General features: G+C 35.1%; 15 protein-coding genes. 10 read left to right on the forward strand and 5 right to left on the reverse strand.

Annotation, left to right across the window (positions count from 1 at the left end; all coding sequences use genetic code 11):
- Positions 1 to 64 precede the first annotated feature (64 nt).
- Positions 65 to 1,144 (reverse strand): magnesium/cobalt transporter CorA, encoded by a 1,080-nt coding sequence (corA, locus tag IR022_RS18840; protein WP_194204885.1) that lies wholly within the window; start codon positions 1,142 to 1,144, stop codon positions 65 to 67.
- Between the two features lie 197 nt (positions 1,145 to 1,341).
- Between corA and IR022_RS18845 the strand changes: the two genes are divergently transcribed.
- Positions 1,342 to 2,979, forward strand: coding sequence for a phosphoethanolamine transferase (locus IR022_RS18845; RefSeq protein WP_194204886.1), 1,638 nt, complete (start codon positions 1,342 to 1,344; stop codon positions 2,977 to 2,979).
- A gap of 3 nt (positions 2,980 to 2,982) precedes the next feature.
- Here the strand turns inward: IR022_RS18845 and IR022_RS18850 are convergent, their stop codons facing one another.
- Both IR022_RS18850 and IR022_RS18855 read right to left on the reverse strand, forming a co-directional pair.
- The gene (locus tag IR022_RS18850; protein WP_194204887.1) at positions 2,983 to 5,097 is read right to left on the reverse strand and encodes a DKNYY domain-containing protein; all 2,115 of its coding nucleotides are present in this window, start codon (positions 5,095 to 5,097) and stop codon (positions 2,983 to 2,985) included.
- A 12-nt stretch (positions 5,098 to 5,109) separates the two neighbouring features.
- Positions 5,110 to 6,504, reverse strand: a complete 1,395-nt coding sequence (locus IR022_RS18855; RefSeq protein ID WP_194204888.1) for an MATE family efflux transporter — start codon at positions 6,502 to 6,504, stop codon at positions 5,110 to 5,112.
- Positions 6,505 to 6,917: 413 nt separating this feature from the next.
- Between IR022_RS18855 and IR022_RS18860 the strand changes: the two genes are divergently transcribed.
- The 3 genes from IR022_RS18860 to IR022_RS18865 all read left to right on the forward strand — a co-directional run bounded on the left by IR022_RS18860 (position 6,918) and on the right by IR022_RS18865 (position 13,390).
- Positions 6,918 to 9,008, forward strand: coding sequence for a TonB-dependent receptor domain-containing protein (locus IR022_RS18860; RefSeq protein ID WP_262892258.1), 2,091 nt, complete (start codon positions 6,918 to 6,920; stop codon positions 9,006 to 9,008).
- Positions 9,009 to 9,022: 14 nt separating this feature from the next.
- Positions 9,023 to 9,400 (forward strand): outer membrane beta-barrel family protein, encoded by a 378-nt coding sequence (locus IR022_RS20195; protein WP_262892259.1) that lies wholly within the window; start codon positions 9,023 to 9,025, stop codon positions 9,398 to 9,400.
- Between the two features lie 147 nt (positions 9,401 to 9,547).
- On the forward strand, positions 9,548 to 13,390 hold the full coding sequence (locus IR022_RS18865; protein WP_194204889.1) for a DUF748 domain-containing protein: 3,843 nt from the start codon (positions 9,548 to 9,550) through the stop codon (positions 13,388 to 13,390).
- Positions 13,391 to 13,558: 168 nt separating this feature from the next.
- Here IR022_RS18865 and IR022_RS18870 read toward each other — a convergent pair whose 3' ends face one another.
- On the reverse strand, positions 13,559 to 14,491 hold the full coding sequence (locus tag IR022_RS18870; protein WP_050709026.1) for a TIGR01212 family radical SAM protein: 933 nt from the start codon (positions 14,489 to 14,491) through the stop codon (positions 13,559 to 13,561).
- A 293-nt stretch (positions 14,492 to 14,784) separates the two neighbouring features.
- Between IR022_RS18870 and IR022_RS18875 the strand changes: the two genes are divergently transcribed.
- Positions 14,785 to 17,283 (forward strand): hypothetical protein, encoded by a 2,499-nt coding sequence (locus IR022_RS18875; protein WP_194204890.1) that lies wholly within the window; start codon positions 14,785 to 14,787, stop codon positions 17,281 to 17,283.
- 73 nt (positions 17,284 to 17,356) lie between these two features.
- Here IR022_RS18875 and IR022_RS18880 read toward each other — a convergent pair whose 3' ends face one another.
- Entirely contained in the window at positions 17,357 to 18,607 is a 1,251-nt protein-coding gene (locus IR022_RS18880; RefSeq protein WP_194204891.1) for a metallophosphoesterase, read from the reverse strand.
- 238 nt (positions 18,608 to 18,845) lie between these two features.
- Here IR022_RS18880 and rpmB point away from each other — a divergent pair, with 238 nt between their 5' ends.
- From rpmB to rimO, 5 genes are all read left to right on the forward strand, one after another.
- Entirely contained in the window at positions 18,846 to 19,085 is a 240-nt protein-coding gene (gene rpmB / locus IR022_RS18885; RefSeq protein ID WP_050709023.1) for a 50S ribosomal protein L28, read from the forward strand.
- 19 nt (positions 19,086 to 19,104) lie between these two features.
- Positions 19,105 to 19,293 carry a 50S ribosomal protein L33 gene (gene rpmG, locus IR022_RS18890; RefSeq protein WP_050709022.1) on the forward strand — a complete coding sequence of 63 codons (189 nt, stop codon included), beginning with the start codon at positions 19,105 to 19,107 and terminating at the stop codon, positions 19,291 to 19,293.
- Between the two features lie 15 nt (positions 19,294 to 19,308).
- Entirely contained in the window at positions 19,309 to 19,470 is a 162-nt protein-coding gene (locus IR022_RS18895) for a DUF4295 domain-containing protein (protein WP_194204892.1), read from the forward strand.
- A 142-nt stretch (positions 19,471 to 19,612) separates the two neighbouring features.
- Entirely contained in the window at positions 19,613 to 20,569 is a 957-nt protein-coding gene (ftsY, locus tag IR022_RS18900) for a signal recognition particle-docking protein FtsY (protein ID WP_194204893.1), read from the forward strand.
- Positions 20,570 to 20,733: 164 nt separating this feature from the next.
- Positions 20,734 to 22,032 carry a 30S ribosomal protein S12 methylthiotransferase RimO gene (gene rimO, locus IR022_RS18905; protein WP_194204894.1) on the forward strand — a complete coding sequence of 433 codons (1,299 nt, stop codon included), beginning with the start codon at positions 20,734 to 20,736 and terminating at the stop codon, positions 22,030 to 22,032.
- Positions 22,033 to 22,118: the final 86 nt, after the last annotated feature.

The following is a 22,118-nucleotide window of genomic DNA, read 5'->3' on the forward strand; positions in this document are numbered from 1 at the left end:
TTCAGAATGCTGCATACTGGTTGATGATATGCTTTCTAAAACTATAAAATGGTCTGAGACCACCTTATAGCCATTTTTTCTTTTTCAAAAACAGAATGGCTATTATAACAATGAGTATCATCATTCCCCACGCCACTATATAGCCAAATTTCCACTTCAATTCGGGCATATATTCAAAATTCATGCCCCATACTCCAACCATAAACGTAAGAGGGATAAATATCGTAGAAACTACTGTCAATTTGGTGATGACATTGTTCATCTTCAAATTGTTATTGTTGAAATAGAGATTGCTCAATGAGTTGATTGACTCATGGAAAATATCCAGATCATCGGATGAGGTTCTTAATCGGTCATCAAAATCATTAAAATATATCTTGTTCTCGGGTCTAATCAAATGGTTATCATTATGGAGTAAATTTGAATATTCTTCCCGCATTGACGATACGGCCCGTTTTAGTAATGAATAATCATTTTTACGGATTCGTATAAATCTCATAATATCAATACCCTTGGTGTTGTTCTCTATGAGTTTATCCTCCATATTATCTATCTTAGTTGCTAGTTTTAAGACTGTATCATTGTATAGAGATTGTACACAGTTGAGTAGTATATACAGAAGGTAATCGGTACCTTTCTCACGTATCTGCACTTTGGAATTTTTGATAGCTTCCTGAACATCTGTAAATATGGGTGTGCCGTTTTCCTGAAGGCTTATAAGGTAATTATCTCCCAGAATAAAAGCGATATGATCAAGATCCAATTCGTGAGATTCAGTTGTGAAGCACCCCGACATCAATATAAACGTATTGTGCTCATAGGTTATCACTTTAGTTACATGACGTCCCGACAAGAGGTCTTTAACATCAAATCGGGGTATTCCAAACGATTTGCAGATGTTGAATATAACTTCGGCATCTGATATCCCTGTTATTTTAAACCAGTTTATGTAATCGTCATTAATGAGATCTTTTAATTTATCGGAGGGTGCGATAGATTTTGTTGTAGTCTGTTTTGAATTATATTGTATAAACTCAATCGACGTAGGTAATTGTACTTCACCCAAATAGGAAAGAGTTTCTAGTAGATGAGCATTCTTTATATGCTTACGGTTACGTATTCCGTTAGAACTTCGTTTTGCCATAAAATTGTGTATGATGATAAACTTAGATCAAAAATAAGAAAAAATGCTATATTTGCGACCTACATTATAGGTATAAACACATATAAGTAAAAGGAAGTATAAATGTCGTATCAAAAATGACGATAATCGATAGCTTTTATACTCGAATAGACAATAAAAAGGTCTGAGACCCTAATCAAAAATTGGATAATTAACTAATGAATAGTTCTTTTGTAAATGCATTGTATGGAAAGAAGTTACAGATTTGTTTTCTTTTCTATATGATTATGTTTCTTCCGCTTCTTACACCATTGGCGCAGAATCTTTCTGTAAAGCATGTGGTGGCTACAATAACAATAAATACAATTCTGTTTATATCAATCGGGCTTCTTTTGTTGTTTTGTAAATCGCGAACTCAAAAACTGGTTTTCTCGGGTTTGTTTGTAATCTCGTATCTGCCTAATACTATTTATACAAGTTATCTGTTGTTTGCACATGTATTGTTGCAGAAAAATAGTGTTATAAGTTTGTTTGAAACTAATCCCGAAGAGAGTAAGGAATTCTTGGTGCACTACTTTAATCCGTGGATTATAGTTGGATGCTTGGTTTATATATTACTCTGCTTCTTGATAATCTGGAAAATGAGGGTAGGGAAGCCTTTGAGAATAAAAGATCATAAGATGACCTTCTTCTCAGCTTTGCTATCATTGATATTGGTTGTATCTCTGCCTCCACTGTCCCGATCAGTCTATTTTGTCAATTTTTATAAGATGTTTGTTGATTATAAAATAAGATTAGGGAAAGAAGAGTCTGCAATCTTAGAACGCCAATCACAATCTTATGAAGTAAAAGAGATGTTTGAGGATTCAGTACCTAAAACCATTGTTGTGGTTATAGGAGAGTCATTAACGCGAAGACATATGTCATTGTATGGATATCCTCGGACTACTAATCCTAAATTGGGGGCATTGGGCGATAGCTTATTGGTTTATCAGGATGTGATATCGCCTCAGGTACATACAATTCCAGTGTTGCGCTCTATACTTACTTTGGCTGATAGAGATAACCTTGATTACATAACAGAGAAACCTTCTATGTTTGAGCTATTTAATAGAGCTGGTTATGAAACTCATTTTATAAGTACTCAACCATTTGGAGGTAATTTCAAAACAAGTTATGATGTATTGTTAGATCTATCGAAAAATATATATAGCCTTTCTAGTGAGAAACAACCGGATGAGATAATCTTGCCTACTTTTAGGAATATATTAGCGGATGGGAATAAAAAGAATAAGCTGATCTTGATTCATCTTATAGGTAATCATATGGCTTACGAATTTAGATATACTCCGCCTTATAATATCTTTAATAACGAGAAGGATCATTTAATAAAGGAAACCGATTTTAGAGATAAAAAAGCGATACGCACTATTGATAAGTATGACAATTCGGTTTTATATAACGATTTTGTACTCTCTCAATTGATACATATTTTGCAAGATCAATCGGATCAGAAAACAGCTTTAGTTTATTTTTCGGATCACGGGGAAGAGGTCTACGAAACAAGAGACTTTGCCGGACATGCTTATGAGAAGGTATCACCAAGTATGTGCGAAGTGCCTTTTCTGGTGTGGATGTCTCCTAACTTTAAGAAAGAACGGGAAGACTTGATTTTAGATACAACAAGAAGTTATTCTACGTCCGACTTTTTGTATAGTTTATCAGACTTAGCTGGTTTTAACTATCTAGATTATAATGATAAGAGAAGTATCTTTTCTATCGAGTTTGAGCCAAGAGAACGTTATGTAGGCGAACTTACCTATGATGAGGTAAAAGCTAGAAGTAATAAAAAATAATAATTATACTTGCTCTCCTAAAACCTTCATGATTTCTGATTGATTTATATAATTAGTTATAGCGATTTTTTCTTGAGCATTTTGTATTCTATCAAGAGAGGCTCTGACTTTTTCTAAAGTCCTGCGGCAATCTTCCAAAGTTGGACCTGCAATATGGGCATGACTGAATTGGTATTTAAATTGTTCGAAATGACCGGAAACAGGCATTAATTCATAATCTTTAAATTTCTTATATAAAGAAGAGGAAAAGGTACTATTTTTAAATACATGATTAAAGAAGCTTTGCAATAAACTCAAGTAAACCTCCCACGATTGATCATTGGGACTATTTGATTTCTGCATCAACAAAACATGAGATTTATCGGGAATTAAAAATCTTTTTGTAATTGTGTACGCTAAAGATTGAATTTCTTCTACCGATAATGCATCTAATCTTATTAATACTTCTGTTGTAATTAAAGGGGTTGGCAATATTTTTATATTGGTTTCATAATATTGCTGTAATTCTTTATAATAAGGGTCTGAGTGCAGTATTACTAAGTCCTCATCGCCCCAAATTGCTTTTATCTCTTCATAACCGAATAAACAAGCTTTGTAAATTTCTTCTGTAGCTTTTTGTATCTCTCCAAGGGCTGCATATACACAAGCTGTATGATGAAACAAATGAGGATTGACCCAAGCAGTGTCTTCTATTATATGGTATGTTTTTAGAATTTTATCTAACTCTGCCTTATCTTTTGATTTGATCCACTTCTGAAAACACTGATAAAAATAATTATTGATTTTCAACAGAAAATCAAGTGAATGCTTATTCTTATTGTATTGTTCTATAAAATCGTCACCTTCAATTTCATCAATTAGTTTCTCTTCATTAGTTTTCTTCTCACTCAGATTGTGAGACGTTTTCTGATATTCGATAATTGTCTGTTCAATATCAATGTCTCTTAAAACTTCGATTGGAGTATTGAGGTGTGAAGCATTTAAGCCTAATTTTTGATAAATAATAAATACACCGTCCTTATCTTTCGCTTTTATCAAATGTGTGAAAGTATTATGTGACCTTTCATATATCTCTAAAATTTCGAAAGTCGAAGGGTTTAGCTGTTCTAATTTATTGCTGTTTAAATAGATTGCTTTTTCACCATATATAATTATAGGCTTGGAATATCCATAATCAATTATCTTATATTCTCCCACTTCAACTTTGGGTATTTGTGTGTTGAATATGTAAATGTAGTTAGCATCTTCTGCAATACCTTCTTGTTCTAGCTTAAATGTCTTTGGATCTGCATTGGGTATAAAATGCCCCTTATAATCATAAACAGCCTCTGAGGATGTATAGAAAACAGATTCTAATTTTTGTAATTTCTTAAATTTTAGAGGATCGGTTGCTATTACTATATTATCAATTACAACATGCTTATCATCAGCCCCTCCATATGGTTTCTGGATAAAAGTATGTGGATCAATTTCTAATAATGCAGTTAGTCGTTGGTGAGGATTGTAAATACATATTCCATTATAATAGTAATTACCAAAAAAATAAAGAGGTTTATAAGGCGAAGCCTCATGTAATCGGTTTACTAAATTTTCAATTCGGTGCTTTTCTTGTAGCGTTCTTATTCTCTTAACTATAGTTGTATCAACAATACGTGATGAAAATACCTTATCGCTAAATTCTCCATCAAGTAGTTTATATAACCGATCAGTATCTTTTAGTACTTCTTTATATCTAGTTTCGTCCAGCTTTTTATGGTCTGTCCAAATGCCTTTTTCCAAAGTATATGCATAATGAAAATCCTCTTGATCCAAGTTAATACAGTCAAGCGTTCCTATCAGATATCCACTACTTTCGGCTGTCAAAAAAGACTGGATACTTTTTAATGACTCAAACTCTATTCCTTTTAATGTTTCCGAATTTCCATAATTGTAATAAATGAAAACATATAATGTTTGTTCTTTCTTTGTATACTGGAAAATATAGAAATTTCTATCAGTATGTTTTATCGAATCAAACATAGAGGAGGCAAGTTGTTTTACCTCCTTTGTTTTCAGATAATTTTTATAATCAGATTCTGCTATTTTTATCTTTGCAATTATACCGATGGGTTGTGACATTTTTCCGCTTTTTCAACTTTGTGGATTCTGGGTGAGGGCGTCCGCTTCTCTTTTAAGACTTCTTACTTGAAATGTAAATAAGATAAAGGTAACTATTACCGCTAAAGCATCAGCCACAGGCATAGATAACCAGATTCCTTTTAAACCTAAGTGTTGAGGTAATATATATAAAGCAGGTACTAAGAATAGTACTTGGCGGGTAAGACTCAGGAAAATTGATTTTCCGGCTTTACCTATACATTGGAAAAAGTTGGTAACAACAATCTGAAATCCGGCAAGAGGGAAGCATATAACTACAAGGCGTAATGCTGTCGCCGATTTTTCGGCAAGTTCAGGTCCAGGTCCAAAAAAGCTAACGAATATTTGTGGAAAAAAGAACCCTAAGATAAAGCCAAATGTAGTAATGGCTGTACCTACCTTAATGGTGTAGATCAGAGTCTCTTTTACCCTATCGTAATTCTTTGCTCCGTAATTGTACCCAACAATAGGCTGCATACCTTGTGTAAGCCCCAATACAATCATTACAATAAGCATAAGCATAGTGTTGGCAATTGTATAGGCTGCAATAGACATGTCGCTCGAATGAGAGTCTGTACCTCCGAATATTTTTAGCTGTGCTATAATGAAGAACACTACAACTGAAGCTGTCAACTGAATAAGGAAAGGCGACATCCCGATAGATGTAATAGACCAAACAATTTTCTTATTTAATCTCAGGTTTTTCCATCTAAGCTTTATATAGCTATTCGGATTCAAGAAGTGTTGCATTACAAAGATAAAACCTATTACCATAGCTATAAATGTAGCTGCTGCTGCACCCTTCATTCCCCAACCTAAATAATGTATAAATATAGGGGCTAAAATGATATTAGCTACTACGCTGATAAGCATGGTTATCATCGCTTTTTTAGGATAACCAGATGCTCTCATCATATTATTGAAGTTAAAGCATAAGGATAGAAATAGATTACCCGGTAAAAAGATAACAAGGAAATCGCGAGCATATGGGTAGGTCGCCTCACTTGCCCCTGCATACATAAGTACAGGTTTTAGAAATAATAGCAATAATCCGATGACTATTCCGCTAATAATGATAGTCATAAGGAACGAGGTTCCTGCAATTTTTTCGGCAGTCTCTTTATCCTTCTTTCCTAGATAGATTGAAATACGACTCGCTGATCCTGCTCCAACAAGCATGCCCACAGCTGCCGTAATATTCATAATAGGGAGTACCAAGCCTAAGCCGGCTAAGGCATCATCTCCCACCCAATGTCCTATAAATACACGGTCGATAACATTATAGAGAGAGTTAACTAGAGTCCCGACAATTGCAGGTAATGCATATTGCCAAAGAAGTTTAGCAATGTTTTTGTTTTCTAGTTCGTCAACATTTGCAACTTGTTGCATTTCTTTTAAAATTTAAGAATGAAGAGCAATACGAGATGTGTAGGTTTTGCGAATAAAGATAACTGCTCCATATTATCTTTAATGATCTGATATTTGATATGTGTCTTAGATTTTTCTCTAATAGGCGCCGGTCGTTTTCAGATAAAGCAGTACAAAGTTAGACAATAATCCTCAAAAAAGTAAAAATAAGGAACTCTTTTGAAGGTTAAATTATAGATAGTTTTGAGGTAGTACATAGACTATTATGCCAAGTTAACCAACCGTAAATAATGGTAAATATCAATAAAAATAGATTTTGTGTTAAAATTTAAACTTCGAGCAGTTGGTTATTATAAAATGCTGACATATATTTGAGAAATCTAAAGACTATCTAACTATATTCTATTTTTATTAGAAACCTTAAAACAATACGTATGGCAACAAAAAAACTACTTGTCCTTCTGTATATTCTTATGTCTTTTCCTTTATTAATAGAGGCTCAGGCTGTGGCGGAGTCTAAAGTAACGGTAAAAGGAGTTGTATCAGATTCGTTAACTTCCGAATCTATACCTTATGCAACGATTAAAATTTTCAAGCAAGCCGATCTTCAGAAGGTCGATAAAGTAGTTCCTACTGATGAAAATGGAAAATTTCAGTTTTCCATGACTCAGCCGGGAGAGTATTTGATGACTATAGAGTTTATAGGCAAAGAATCCGTTAGTAAGCCATTTACGTTGACAACCGCCAAGATACAGGATTTAGGTAATATCCTGATGAAGGACGATAGTAAGATGCTTAGCGAGGTGGTGGTTTCGGCTCAAAAGCCATTGATAAAAGTAGAATTAGATAAGATAACTTATAGTATGGAGGATGATCCCGAGTCTAAAACTAATAACGCTTTGGATATGATGAAAAAAGTGCCTATGATAACCGTAGATGGTGAAGATCAGATTCAGCTCAAAGGGTCATCGGCATTCCGAATTTATATAAATGGGAAGCCTTCTTCGATGTTGGCTAGCAATCCTAAAGATGTATTGAAAAGTATGCCAGCCAGTACTATTAAAGATATAGAGGTAATCACCGATCCGGGTGCAAAGTATGATGCCGAAGGAGTAGCTGGTATCATTAATATCATTACTACGAAAAACTCTTCAATGGGTGGGTATACGGCAACAGTAAGTAGTTGGGGCAATTCTCAAGGAGGTTATGGTGCATCAGGATACTTGACAATGAAATCGGGGAAGCTTGGTTTTACAGGTAATTACAGCTATTACGAATATCGAAATCCTGAATATGACACTTACTTAAAACGAGAGAATTTTGCGAATGTGGATAATAAGTATCTAATCCAAAGAGGAACGGGTAAGAATAGAGGTAATGGGCAGTTTGGAAATGGAGAGCTTAGTTATGAAATAGACTCCTTGAATCTGATAAATGTAGGTTTTGGACGTTATGCGGGAACAGGTAGACAGACTTCTTTTACCAATAACAGACTAGAAAATGTTTCTTTCAATCCAATTCAGGAGTTTGATCAGTCTACAGATGGCGACTATAAATATGGTTCTACGGAGTTGAAAGCAGATTATCAAAAGACTTCAAAAACGGTAAAAGACAGATTGTTGACACTCTCATATCGTTTGGCTTTGGAACCTGACGACTGGAGTTCGGATAATGAAGTTGTGGGTATCTTGAATATTGACGATTTTAAAAACAGACAATATTCAGATGGTACTCAAAAGGAGCATACCATGCAAATAGATTATGCTACCCCTTTTAAGAAAATCCATAATCTGGAAGTTGGGCTTAAATATATTATCCGGTTAAATAAAAGTAGTAGCGGACGGTTTTATGATCAGGCAGGCGAATGGATAGAAGAGCCTTCTTTGAAAGATGAATTTAAACACAGACAAGATATTTATGCAGGTTATGCCAGCTATGCAGTTAAATATAAAAAGTTTGGTCTTAAAACGGGACTTAGGTACGAGGGTACTAACTTGAGTATAAAATATCCTTTAGCGGAGGGAGAGCAGGCAAATGATAAAAACTATGAAACAGATTTATCTAATCTTGTACCTTCTATTACGCTTAGTTACCAGCCAAGCCCTTCTCAGACTTTTCGTTTAGGGTATAATATGCGGGTGTCAAGACCGGGTATATGGCAATTGAATCCATTTGAAAATAGAACAGATTCATTGAACGTAAGTGTCGGTAATCCAAACTTGAAGCCTATAGAATCGCATACTATTGATATGAATTACAATTTCTTCAATCCGAAGTTTAATATGAATGCCAGTTTATCTTACAATTTTGTAGATAACTCTATTGAACGTATCACCGAACTGGATGATATTGTGAGTAGAACAACTTATGCTAATATTGGAAAAAGCAAAAGGTTAGGTCTTTTTACCTATTTTAGCTGGACACCTACTCAAAAGATTCGACTGTCGGGAAATTTATCGGGCTCTTATATTGATGTTAAATCGAATATGGATGAATTTGAGTTGTCTAATTCGGGTTTGCCGTAAATGGTTATACTAATATGCAATATACTTTTCCTAAAACATACAGAGTGAATCTTTTTGTAAATGGAGGTACACCGTATATCAATATACAAGGACGGGGTCCTTCCTATAACTATTATGGACTGTCGGTTTCTAAGGATTTCTTATCAGAGAAATTAAACGTTAATATCTCAGCCTCAAATGTGTTTTCGGATAAACAGACATTTCGGAATATAGTGGATAATCCTACCTTTCGCTCAGAATCATATAGCATTTATAGACGCCGATATTTTGGAATAAGAGTGTCGTATCGATTTGGAGAGATGAAAGCTCAGATTAAGAAAGCGGTTCGTGGAATTAATAATGACGACTCTATGGGCGGCGGTGGTAACGCGCAAGGCGGCGGTCAGCAATAGAGTTAAGAATGAAATAATTGATAAAAAACATCTCTTGGTAATATAAAACTTAGAGATGTTTTTTGTTTCGGATGGAACATAATTGCAGAGGCTTTGTTTAATAAAGGAATAGTTTTATTAATATTGTTGAAAAAAGAGCCCTTCTGCATGAAAAAAAAAAAACGTAAGATACTAAAGATTGTAGGTTGCACTATAATAGCCATTGCTATCGTGGGGTTTGCGGTCAATTGGTATATGAGGGAAAGGCTTGAAGGCTTTTTGCGGGAAAAACTGAGCGAGAGTGTATCTGATGCAACGGGAGGATTTTATCAGTTTAGCTCTAAGCATCTCGAAATTGGACTTTTCAATGGAGAGCTGACTCTTAAAGGTGTAGAGCTTAAGGTCGATTCTGCGGTGTTTAAGCAATGGTCAGCAAAAGATAGTTTGCCGAAAAATTATTTTGATATAGAGATAGAACGAATCCATTTCAAAGGGCTCAATCTGGTTTGGATGTTTAGTTATAGACAGCTTCACTTCGATCTGTTCGAAATCAAACGACCGATAGTTAAAGTTTTTGAGTCGGAAAGCTCGTCACGTGCTGAAATAAAAACCAAAAATAAGATATCTAAATCATTGCATGAGTTGATATCTCCTTATATGGATGTGTTGACTGTTAAGAAAATGAATTTAGAAAATGCCAGTATCTCTTATCTGGCAGAAGATCAGGGAACACCCGTTGTGTATGGTTTGACAGATGTGAGTTTTCATGCCTATGGTTTTGTGTTAGATCAGAACTCAGATCAATCAGGTAAACTGCTTTTCTGTGATGATTTCGATTTTACCACTAATCAGCCGCAAGTCCTACTATCCAATAATCAGTTTTTACTTCAGACAGCCAATATAAGGTTAAGTACCAAAGATTCTATTATTCATATAGAGAAGGTACATCTAGAGCCTCAGACGCTTTTGTGGGAACAGCAACATGTACTTCCCGATACTTATCTTGAAGCAAAGATAAACTCGATAGAGGTTACAGGTGTGAGGTTTAAGCGAGAAAATGCTCTCAATTATTTAGAAGCAAATGCTTTTGATATAAATAGGTCTGAAATTCAATATTTCAACGTTAAAAAAGACAGTGTAAAAATAGAGTCAAAGAAAGATGCCGGGGTACAAGTACAGGATACCCTGAATCTCTCGTGGACTTTGTATGCCATAGTATCGCCTCTTCTACATAGTATCTCAATCGATAAGATAGGTATAACGGAAGCTAAACTAAAATATACCAATGCTACCAAAGATACGATTGATATATATAATATGGATCGCTTTAATTTCGAAGCTTATGGTTTTAAGGTCGATTCGTTAGCCGATATCCAGCAACGATTTTTGTATTCGCAGGGTTTCTCAGTAGATGCTGCTGATATAGAAGGTATCGTTATAAGCCAAAATCATGCGCTGAGTATTGGGCATATGAAGTTGAATACGGTAACAAAAGATTTTCAGATAGACAAAGTGAAGTTGTCGCCTCTGCAACTTAAAACCCAACGAGATTATATTGTCGGAACTATAGATTCTATTCGTTTGTTGGGCTTAGAATACGATCAAGGTATACGGGCGCAGCAGTTATCGATAGATGCTCCAAACATCGAATATGTGAAAATGCATAAATCGAAAAAAGAGATAGCGCCGGTAGATGATAAATCAGCCAATTTGAATGTTGTTGTACCCTTTTTTAAGCATATATCTATAAGTGAAGTAAATTTGAATGGTGGAAATATTACATTCCGCGATAATACAAATAAGGATAATCCGGTTTATAAATTACCAAGGATTGATTTTTTTGCATCAAATTTCCTTATAAATGAAATCACAATAAAACATTCACATACTTTTTTTGCGTGTGATAATCTTCGATTTAGTTTCGAACGTTTTGATAATCTCTTACCCGGAAAAGACTATCGTTTGATGATCAGAAAAGGGGTGTATACGGGCATAAAAGGTAATTTAGAATTGTTTGATATAAAACTGTTGCCTCAAAAAAACACATGGAAGAAAGCTCCTGATACTTACTTTTCGTTGTTGAGTCCATTTGTTGCAGTCAGAGGTATAGATTATAAGATAACAGAAAAGGAAAATACAGTGATGTTTAATTCCTTTAATGTAGAATCTCCCACTATACAGGTTGTGAAAACTCGAAAATCTTCGAATACGACTAAGAAGAATAGTGAGGTGAAAGATAAAACAACCAATTTTATTGCAGGATTATTTGATATTTCCAATGCGAAAATAGAATACTCGGATCACACAACTAAAGATAGTTTAAACACAACTGTAGGTAAACTTCAACTAAAAGCTTTGGCATGGGACGCCGAAATGAAGAATAGTTCTATTGGTGAGATTACATTGCAATCGCCTGTAATAAATTATAAAAAAGTGATAGAAGGAGGAGGTAGCCAAAGTAAGGCAAGTGCTTCGACCCTTTTTGCAGGATCTTTAAATATAGGGCGAATTGGTATTTCTAATATTCAGGTAGGGGTAGATCAACCCAGTCTTAAATTGCATTTCGAAACATCGAATCTGGATATTCTGGATATTAATCTGAATAATAGGAAGTTTAATCTAGCAAGTGTAGAAGTTGCTAAGCCTGTTGTTAAAATAAATCAGATTTCTAAGTCTGCGCAAAAAAGTAAAGTTTCGTCCAATAAGCAGGATATTTACTCAGTGTTTGAAAAATTGGGTAGTGAGGTATCTGTAAACAAGTTCAATATTTCGGATGCTAATATTGACTATGCAACCACATTGAATGGAAAACTTAATAGGCAGCAACAATTGAATACAACTAATTTGTTTTTCAGTGGACTGGTTATAAATAGCGAACTGAAAACGTTTGTGATGGACGATATTAATTTCAGCACACATAATTTTCAGTTTCCTCTGAACAATGGTTTTTATATGCTAAAAGCAGAAACTATTGAACTGAAAAAGAATGAGGGTAGTTTTAGAATAGAAAAACTTCATTTGGTGCCTGCTTACTCTAAGAAAGAGTTTGCCTATCATCATCCTACTCATAAAGATTGGTTTGATGTGGGGGTAGGGCATATATCGTTATCGGGTATAGATTTTAATCGATATTTTGCCAATAATAGACTTCACGCAAAAGAACTGTTGGTGAAAGATGTTGAACTGTTGAACTTCAAAAATCAGCAGATAGAGATACAGCACAACATCATGCCGATGATTTATGAAGGGCTTCAAAAGCTTCCAGTGAAATTCGATATAGATACGGCTAATGTCAACAACTTTAAAGTTGTATATGAAGAATTGCCCAAGAATAATACAGTTCCAGGTGTGATCTTTTTCACTAATATGAATGGACGATTATCGGGGCTTACTAATATTGTTTCGAGACCTGGCCAGTACATCAAACTGGATGCTGATGGAAACTTGATGGGAACAGGCCATTTTACGGCTACATGGATGTTGCCGGTTGACTCACTTAACGATCATTTTCATCTTAAGGCTCATCTAAATAAGTTTGATTTAAAGGATCTGAATCAATTGATAACACCAATGGCTCCAGCTAAGGTTGAAACAGGGTATATAAAATCTCTCACATTTAATACAGATGCTTCGAGCAAGGGTGCTACTATTGAGATGTTGATGCTGTATAACGATCTGAGTATTTCTGTGTTGAAAAATAAGGACGGTGAACTAACAACTAATACACTTGTGAGTACGGTTGCGAATAAGGTAATAAAAAAGAATAACCCCGATAAACCACATAAACGAGCAAGACATGTTCATGTAACCATCGAACGTGATGCATACCACTCCACATTCAATTATCTATGGCAGATATTGCAGCCTGCTGTTGTAGAATCAGTAGGGTTTTCTCAGAAGAAGCAAAATTTTGCGAAAAAGGTTTCGGGATTTTTTCAAAAAGTAAAGGGCATATTCCATAAGGATAAGAAAGAAAATAAACCGGAGATAAAAGGTGTTCCTAAAAAGTAAACGGGACATTTGAACTGGAGAAAGCAATACCGATAGAAATTAATAGTATCTGAGCATCTATAATCAAATTGTCCATCTTCTTAGCAAAAATATTTTTGCTAAGAAGATGGACAATAATGAAATATAACTATGTGTAGTGGTAAACTAAAGAAAGTCAAAGAGGTTAGATCAAACTATAACCTTTTTGCAAAGCTTTCCTTGATATGCATTGCGTTCGGCAAATCGTTTCAAGACTTTGGCTGTAAATTCAAAGTTCTTCAATCCCCAATCGGGAGCAATAAGCAAAGATTTTGGAGATTGTGACACAAATCGTTCGATAATGAAATCGGGGTTGAGGCGTTCTGTAAAATCAATACAAAGATCAATATAGTCTTCTACTTCAAATAAGTTGAACCATTCGGGGTGCTCTCTATATTGACGAGCCATAACCGTTCCTTTTATCAACTGCAACTGGTGCATTTTTAGGGTTGTCAAAGGCAGTTCAGACAATTTATCGGCATGCTCCAGCATTTGTTCTCTGCTCTCTCCGGGTAATCCCAGAATCATATGAGCTCCTGTATATATTCCTTTAGCAGCCGTTTGGTAAATAGCCTCTACGCTTTCGGCGTAGGTGTGTCCTCTGTTGATAAATTCGAGGGTAGAATCTAAAGTCGACTCCAAGCCATATTCTATCAAAAGGAAAGTTCTGTCCTTTAATTTTGCGAAATATTCGAGCAGATCAGCAGGCATACAATCAGGACGAGTGCCTATGATGATACCTACGACATTCGGGTAAGCCAATGCCTCTTCGTATAAGGCAATCAGTTTCTCTATATCATCGTATGTGTTTGTATATGACTGGAAGTACGCTAGATACTTCATTTCGGGATATTTGTGAGAAAAGAAGGCGATGCCATCTCTCAATTGATCGGTAACTGTGCGTTGCTTACCTCCATATCCGGGGCTAAAGCTTTGGTTGTTACAATATGTACATCCGCCTACTGCTTTAGACCCATCGCGATTGGGGCAAGTAAAGCCGGCATTGATAGATATTTTCTGAACCTTTTGTGGAAATATGCTGTTTAAGAAATCTCCAAACTCTTTATATGGTTTATTTGTCATTAATTTTATTCTCGTGTAAAACTATGCAAAGGTACAAATTGTTATATAACCAAATGAGTTTAAATACAATTTTAAGATTTGAGGTCGCAAGACATCTATAATAATTGATTATTGTATTATACTTAGATCTTTAGCCTTTACATTTGCTGAGATAGTTAGACTTTCAAAACAAATGGCTTGAAATGTAATATTTGTATTGAAATTACTATAACAGACCCCTACTTATGCACAGTATTAGAAAAATTAGCGTTGTATTATTTATATACAGCCTATTATACCTGAATGTCTCGGCTATGGATACATCTTTCAAGTTGGAAGAGGATACCATCCCGCTGTATTCGGGAGGTGTAATAAAAAAATCAATTTATCCTCAAACTGCGGCTAAACGAGCGGGGTTATATAATCGCATTGTAGGTAAGCACTATCGTGAGCTTTACTCTACCCCCATAACTGTTAAATCGACAGAGTTATACGATCTTCACGGAGGCCTTAAGTTTATAGGTCAATTGCCGCGTCTGCATGCATTGTTTCTTGAAGATAAAAATGCACACCTTTATATGGTCAGACCTCTTGGTGGTGCAACAACATTTATGGAATCTGATTTTTTTAAGAATACATATAGCAAGCAAGAATTTCAAGGTACTTATGTTGATAAGTTTATAGGCGATGCTTATACAATAACCCATCCCTATGCTTTTATGGTTGCAAATAAGCTGGCAGAAGATGTAGGTGTAAATTCTTTTGATTCCGAAATATACTATATTCCCAAGCATACAACTACCGATACTATTGCAGATGGTACGGGGATAGCTGATCGACTAATTAGTATATATGATTTAAAGACGTTCACAACACACTCCAAAATAATAGAGACAACTGAGCTGTTGGCTAAGATTCAAGAATCTAAAGCTTTTCATGTTGATCAGCATGAATATATAAGAGAACGGCTCTTAGATATACTTATCGGAGACTGGAATAAAACGAGAGAAAGTTGGCAGTGGTACGAAGTTCCTCATGGAGATAGCCTTGTATACATGCCAATGGTTGCAGACCGTAGTCATGCTTTTACAAAAGTTGATGGAGTATTATTTAAATTGATGCTAGACGTATTTGGCTTAAATAGTATAACAAATTACGATAGTAGCATAAAAAATCTGAAAAAGGCAAACGGCATTGCTATTCCTCTTGATATAGCCCTAGTTGCACGAACAGGACGAGAAATATGGTATCAAGAAGCAAAATATATTAAAACTCTTTTAACCGATTCGGTAATTGATAATGCATTTAAAGAGTTACCGAAAGAAATATATGCGTCACCTGACACCGAGATTATAAAAAAGAATTTAAAAAATCGTAGGGATGTTGTCGAAAAGATCGCCCAGAAATATTATGATATATTACAGGAAACACCTGTAATTACGGGTACTCATGGAGACGATTTATTTGTCATAGATCAGAAGGACAAGCATGCAACTAATGTTCGTATATATGATAAAAACTCAAAGCTTCTGTTGTTTGATAAGAAATATGACAAGAGTACGAAAGAAATTTGGTTGTATGGGCTGGAAGGAGACGATGAATTTAGATTGAATAACGAATCAAGAAAGGCTATGCCATTAACTTTGGTGGGAGGAAAAGGTTCCAACGTATATAATATTATTGGAGGACGAAATACGGATATATATGATTATAAATCTCACGATGTCAAAAATGATACACTTGGTAATGCCAGTATTATACGAACCAACGTAGAGAAAGTGCATGCTTATGATTATAAGAAATTGAAGTATCAAAGTATAAGTTTCACGCCATGGGGGGTATATGACTCCGACTTAGGTTTTTATTTGGGAGCATATGTGAGTAAGACAATGTATGGTTTCAAGCGGTCGCCTTATAGTTATCGTCACCGAATTGGTTATAGTTACTTAGATGGTTTGATGTATCAGGGAATGTTTCCTTCGCTGGATGAAATGAAGGGCTTTAATATTGAGGCTATTTTTGGTATTGCAAATGATTTTCATAATTTCTTTGGGTATGGTAATCAGACAAACGGATTTAAAGATAAATCGATAGATTTTAACCGGGTGGGCATTGCTAAGTACAGTATAGAGCCTTCTTATTATTGGAAGCTGGACGAAACCAATAAATTTACTGCTGCAACAACTGTCGAATTATATAAGATGGATAAACCTACTGATAGGTTTATAAATGAAGTATATGGAGATGATGATCCGGTATTTGATACAAGGGTATTTGCCGATTTCCATGTGACTTATGAAATAAACAGAGAGTTTAATACTTTACTTAATTCAATTGATTTTTTGGTAACCGGAGGTTGGAATTGGGATGTGAAAGATGTAAGTCGAAATTTTCCTTATCTAAAATCGAGGTTTGCATTTAATATAGCATGTGGAGATCGCCTTTCTTTAGCTACAGAGGTAATTGGTACAGTGTTGTTTACTAACGATTACGAATTTTATCAGGCGGCTTCTGTTGAACTTAGAGGTTTTAGGGAAAGCCGTTTCATCGGACGACAATCTCTTTATCAACATACCGATCTTAGATACGATCTAGGTCATCTAAAGAACCCTTTTACACCTGTGCAATATGGTGTTTTTGTGGGTGCTGATTATGGTCGGGTATGGTATCCGGGCGAAGATTCTCAAAGGTGGCATACCTCTTATGGTGGAGGTTGGTGGCTTACACTCTTTAAAAGCTATACGGGTAAATTCTCATATTTCGGGTCAAAAGATGGCAATCGTTTTTCTATTGGTATAGGTATGGGTTTTTAAAGGTAACAGATATAGATAAAGAGAGGCGAGTAATGGAATGCTCACCTCTTCTATTTTAATGATTCTGATAAGCTTACAATGTCGTAAATGAGCCTATTATGGGTTCTGATTCATTGCCGAAAGAATCAACTGCCAAAACCAATACGTCATAAGTCGAATCGGCATCTAAATCTTTCAAGTCCCAACCTTTCGATTGAGGCATCTCTGCATTTAAGAAGAACCCCGAGAAAATAGTCATAACGGTAGGGGAGCTGTTTTCGTCTCCTCTCTTCGTCAATAAGATTTTATAGTGATGTACTATATCGTTATCAGAAGCCTGCTTCCATAATAGTCTGCAACCATTTTTAGTAATATTGTAAAAGGTAGGCTTAATGCCTTTTGCAAATTTAGGTGCTTTGTTGTCTTTTCTGTCTTTGTATGTAAAAGCAGATCCATCGTGAGGGGCTTTTATTTCCCATGGAGTTTTTATTTCTACGCCTTGTGCCGTATTATATCTGTGAATATTCACTTTGTTATTATCAATACTAACAATCATGCCTTCGGTAACATCATTAAACCCTTCGGGGTGTATCCCTTCGGTTTTGCCTGTTTCTATTTCCGAGTAGGCAATACTACCATCATTTACAGATGTAAATTTATCTTGGTGTATAGATCTTTCATCTCCGATAGGGTAGTGTGAATGTCCTGAGAAAGCTATGATCTGTGGATATTGTTCGCAAATATCTTTTAATCCGCTAGTACCCCATGAATCTTTACCCCCAATCTCGTATGATCCGTATACCGTATTTACAACTGGCATATGAAAGAATACGAAAATGGGCTTTTTAGGGTATTTCTTAGCCGCATACTCTAGTTTTTCTAATAGGAACTTACGACTAGGGTCGGTATAGCATTTGTCATAAGACGAGTTTTCCATACTTATAAGTATAAAGGGATAATCGTTAACCTCTACATATTGGTTAAGGTCTTGCCCTAATGTGTTTTGAAATCGGGTGTTCTCGCTTCCCTTGTCATTATACCTATCATGATTTCCCTGACAATAATATTTAGGGAAATTAGTTGGTAACTCTTCTGTAAATACTTTCTTGAAAAGATCATACTCCTGTTGATAGCCATTGTTGGTAAGATCTCCAACAACAAAAATAGCTTCAGGTTTACTTGGCTGATTAAGTAGATAGCGAAGCGTTTTTCTGTTTTTTTCTTCTGATCCTTCCCTTCCAAGGTGTGTGTCGGAAATTACAATAAAGCTAAAAGGCGATTGAGAAAATAGATGTGTGCATGTAAAAAGGAATACACACAAAAATAAGTAAACGTGTTTTTTCATAGTAAAAAGGTATTATATATTTCTAGACATCAACAAAGTTACTATATTTGCATTTCTATTACAAAGTTGGGAAAGATTATTCTCAGTTAAGAATAAGATAATTAAGGAGTAGTGTTTTTTTGAAAAAAGATAGTTTATTAACTGCCAATAATTTGCTGATTCAAAAAAAAGGTTTAATTTTGCACCCTGTTTTACTACGGCAAGGAATAAAATAAATAAAAAATAAAATATAGTAGCGATGTCCAAAATTTGTGAAATTACAGGAAAGAAAGCTATGGTTGGTAACAATGTCTCTCACTCAAATAAAAAGACTAAGAGAAAATTTAATATCAACCTATTCAGAAAAAAATTCTATTGGGTAGAAGAAGATTGTTGGATTAGTCTAGATGTATCTGCGTCAGGTCTTCGTACAATTAATAAAATTGGTTTGGATGCTGCATTGAAAAAAGCAGCTGAAAAAGGTTATTTAAAAGCTTAAATCAAAGGAGAACCTAAAAATGGCAAAGAAAGCAAAAGGAAATAGAATTCAAGTAATTCTAGAATGTACCGAACACAAAGAAAGTGGTATGGCTGGTACATCAAGATACATTACTACAAAGAACAGAAGAAATACAACTGAAAGATTGGAGTTGAAAAAATACAACCCAGTTTTGAAGAAAGTAACAGTACATAAAGAAATTAAGTAAAAATAATATACAACCATGGCAAAGAAGACAGTCGCAGGTTACCGCGATCCATCATCAAAAGACGGACGTAATTATGCAAAAGTAATTAAAATGGTAAGATCACCTAAAACAGGAGTTTATACATTTAAGGAAGAAATGGTTCCTAATGAAGCTGTGAAAGATTATTTTGCAAAATAATTTAGTTAAAAATAACTAAAAACCTCCTTTCAAGAATTTGTTAGGGGGTTTTTTGTATATCCTTTATTAGCTTTGTGTAGCTCGTTCCAAGAATATATTGGGAGCAACTATTATAGTATTCAAGAATAAATAATAAGATCTTATGGGTATTTTGGACTTCTTCTCAAAACAGAAAAAAGAATCGTTGGATAAAGGTTTAGAAAAAACAAAAGAAAACATGTTTTCTAAACTTTCAAGGATTGTTGTTGGGAAGTCTAAAGTTGATGATAGTGTATTGGATGATTTGGAAGAAGTATTAATTACTTCGGATGTTGGTGTGGATACTACGCTGAAAATCATCGAACGCATAGAAGAACGCGTTGCTAAGGATAAATATGTAGGTACAGATGAATTGAGTACTATTTTACGTGAAGAAATTGTTGAATTACTTACCGAAAATAACTCAAATGATAATACTGAAGGTTTTAATCTGCCAGCAGACAACAAGCCATATGTAATAATGGTTGTGGGTGTTAATGGTGTAGGTAAAACTACAACAATTGGTAAATTGGCTAACCAATTTAAGAAAGCCGGAAAATCGGTATATCTTGGAGCTGCTGATACTTTCCGTGCTGCTGCTGTAGAGCAGTTGGTTATTTGGGGAGAGAGAGTTGGTGTTCCGGTAATTAAACAAGCAATGGGCTCTGATCCTGCTTCTGTAGCATTTGATGCAATCAGTTCAGGAAAAGCCAATAATGCAGATGTTGTAATAATAGATACAGCTGGACGATTACATAATAAGGTCGGATTGATGAATGAATTGTCGAAGATCAAAAATGTAATGAATAAAATCGTACCCGGTGCACCTCATGAAGTTTTACTGGTGCTTGATGGATCGACAGGTCAAAATGCATTTGAGCAAGCAAAGCAATTTACTGCCGCTACGGATGTTACTGCTTTAGCTGTAACAAAGCTTGATGGCACGGCAAAAGGTGGAGTTGTAATTGGTATTTCGGATCAATTTAAGATTCCTGTAAAATATATTGGACTTGGCGAAGGTATAGACGATTTGCAAGTCTTTCAGCGAAAAGAATTCGTTAACTCATTGTTTGGTGGCTAAATTGTGCTATTTTTGCCCCTGCAATAAACTATATTGCTGGATTTAAGGTCTCAGACCTCTTTGTTGCTTTTGAGAGTATAATTAACCGGAGACAGTTATAATTATAAAATATAGCAATAAATATTTACTGTTATTTATACCTAAGAAGGAAGGATTCTTTTTGAATGAAGAAAAATAGAATTGATGTTGTAACACTAGGCTGTTCCAAGAACCTAGTCGACTCGGAGATGTTAATGAAGCAACTCCTCGCTAATGGATATACTGTGAAGCATGATCCGGACAAACCCGAAGGCGAAATTGTCGTTATAAACACATGTGGATTTATTGGTGATGCAAGAGAAGAATCGATAAATACGATACTTGGTTTTGCAGAAGCTAAAAAAAATAGAAAACTGAATAAACTGTTTGTAATGGGCTGTTTATCCGAGAGATACATGGAAGAGCTTCAGGCTGAGATACCTGAGGTTGATAAATTTTATGGAAAATTTGGATGGAAAGGTCTCATTACTGATCTCGGAAAATCTTTTCGTAAAGATGTTGAATATGAAAGAGCTTTAACAACTCCTGCCCATTATGCTTATCTGAAAATATCGGAAGGGTGTAATCGTGCTTGTTCATATTGCTCTATCCCTATTATGACTGGACGACATAGTTCTCGTCCGATGGAAGAGATTGTAGCAGAAGTTCAATCACTCGTAGTACAAGGCGTTAAAGAATTTCAGATTATAGCACAAGATTTATCTTATTATGGGATTGATCGTTATAAGGAAATGAAACTTCCTGAATTAATCGAACGTATCTCTGATGTAAAAGGAGTTGAATGGATTCGTTTACATTATGCTTATCCTGCTAAATTTCCTTATGATTTACTTCGAGTAATACGAGAAAGAGATAATGTTTGTAAATATCTTGATATAGCACTTCAGCATATTAGTGATAATATGTTGAGCAAAATGCGAAGAGGTATTACAAAACAGGAAACAATTAACCTAGTAAAGAGGATTAGAGAAGAAGTTCCTGGTATTCATCTTAGGACGACCTTCTTGGTAGGGCATCCGGGAGAAACCGAAGAAGATTTTGAAGAACTAATGCAGTTTGCGAAAGAGGCTCAGTTTGAGCGAATGGGAGCTTTCCCATATTCGAACGAAGAAGGTACTTTTGCATATGAAAAATACGAAGATAATATTCCCGAAACGGTTAAACAGGAACGAATGGATATGTTAATGGCTTTGCAAGAGGGTGTCTCTTTGAGCGTTAATGAGTCTAAAATAGGACAATCCTTTTCGGTAATCATTGATAGAGAAGATGCCGAATATTATATTGGGCGTACTCAATATGACTCTCCGGAGGTTGATCCCGAGGTATTGATATCTAAAGATATTCCCTTGAACAAAGGTGATATTTATAATGTTATTATAAATCAAGCGGAACCTTTCGACCTGTATGGTAGTGTTGTTGTTTAAGTTGATATATTAGCAGTCAGGTCTATTCGTTATTTAAGAAGTTAGTATAGCTAAATAATCGAAGAGTAAAGGTCTGGTGATACATA

Origin of the sequence: Dysgonomonas sp. GY617, from assembly GCF_015233815.1 — a bacterium.
Taxonomy (GTDB): Bacteria; Bacteroidota; Bacteroidia; order Bacteroidales; family Dysgonomonadaceae; genus Dysgonomonas_A.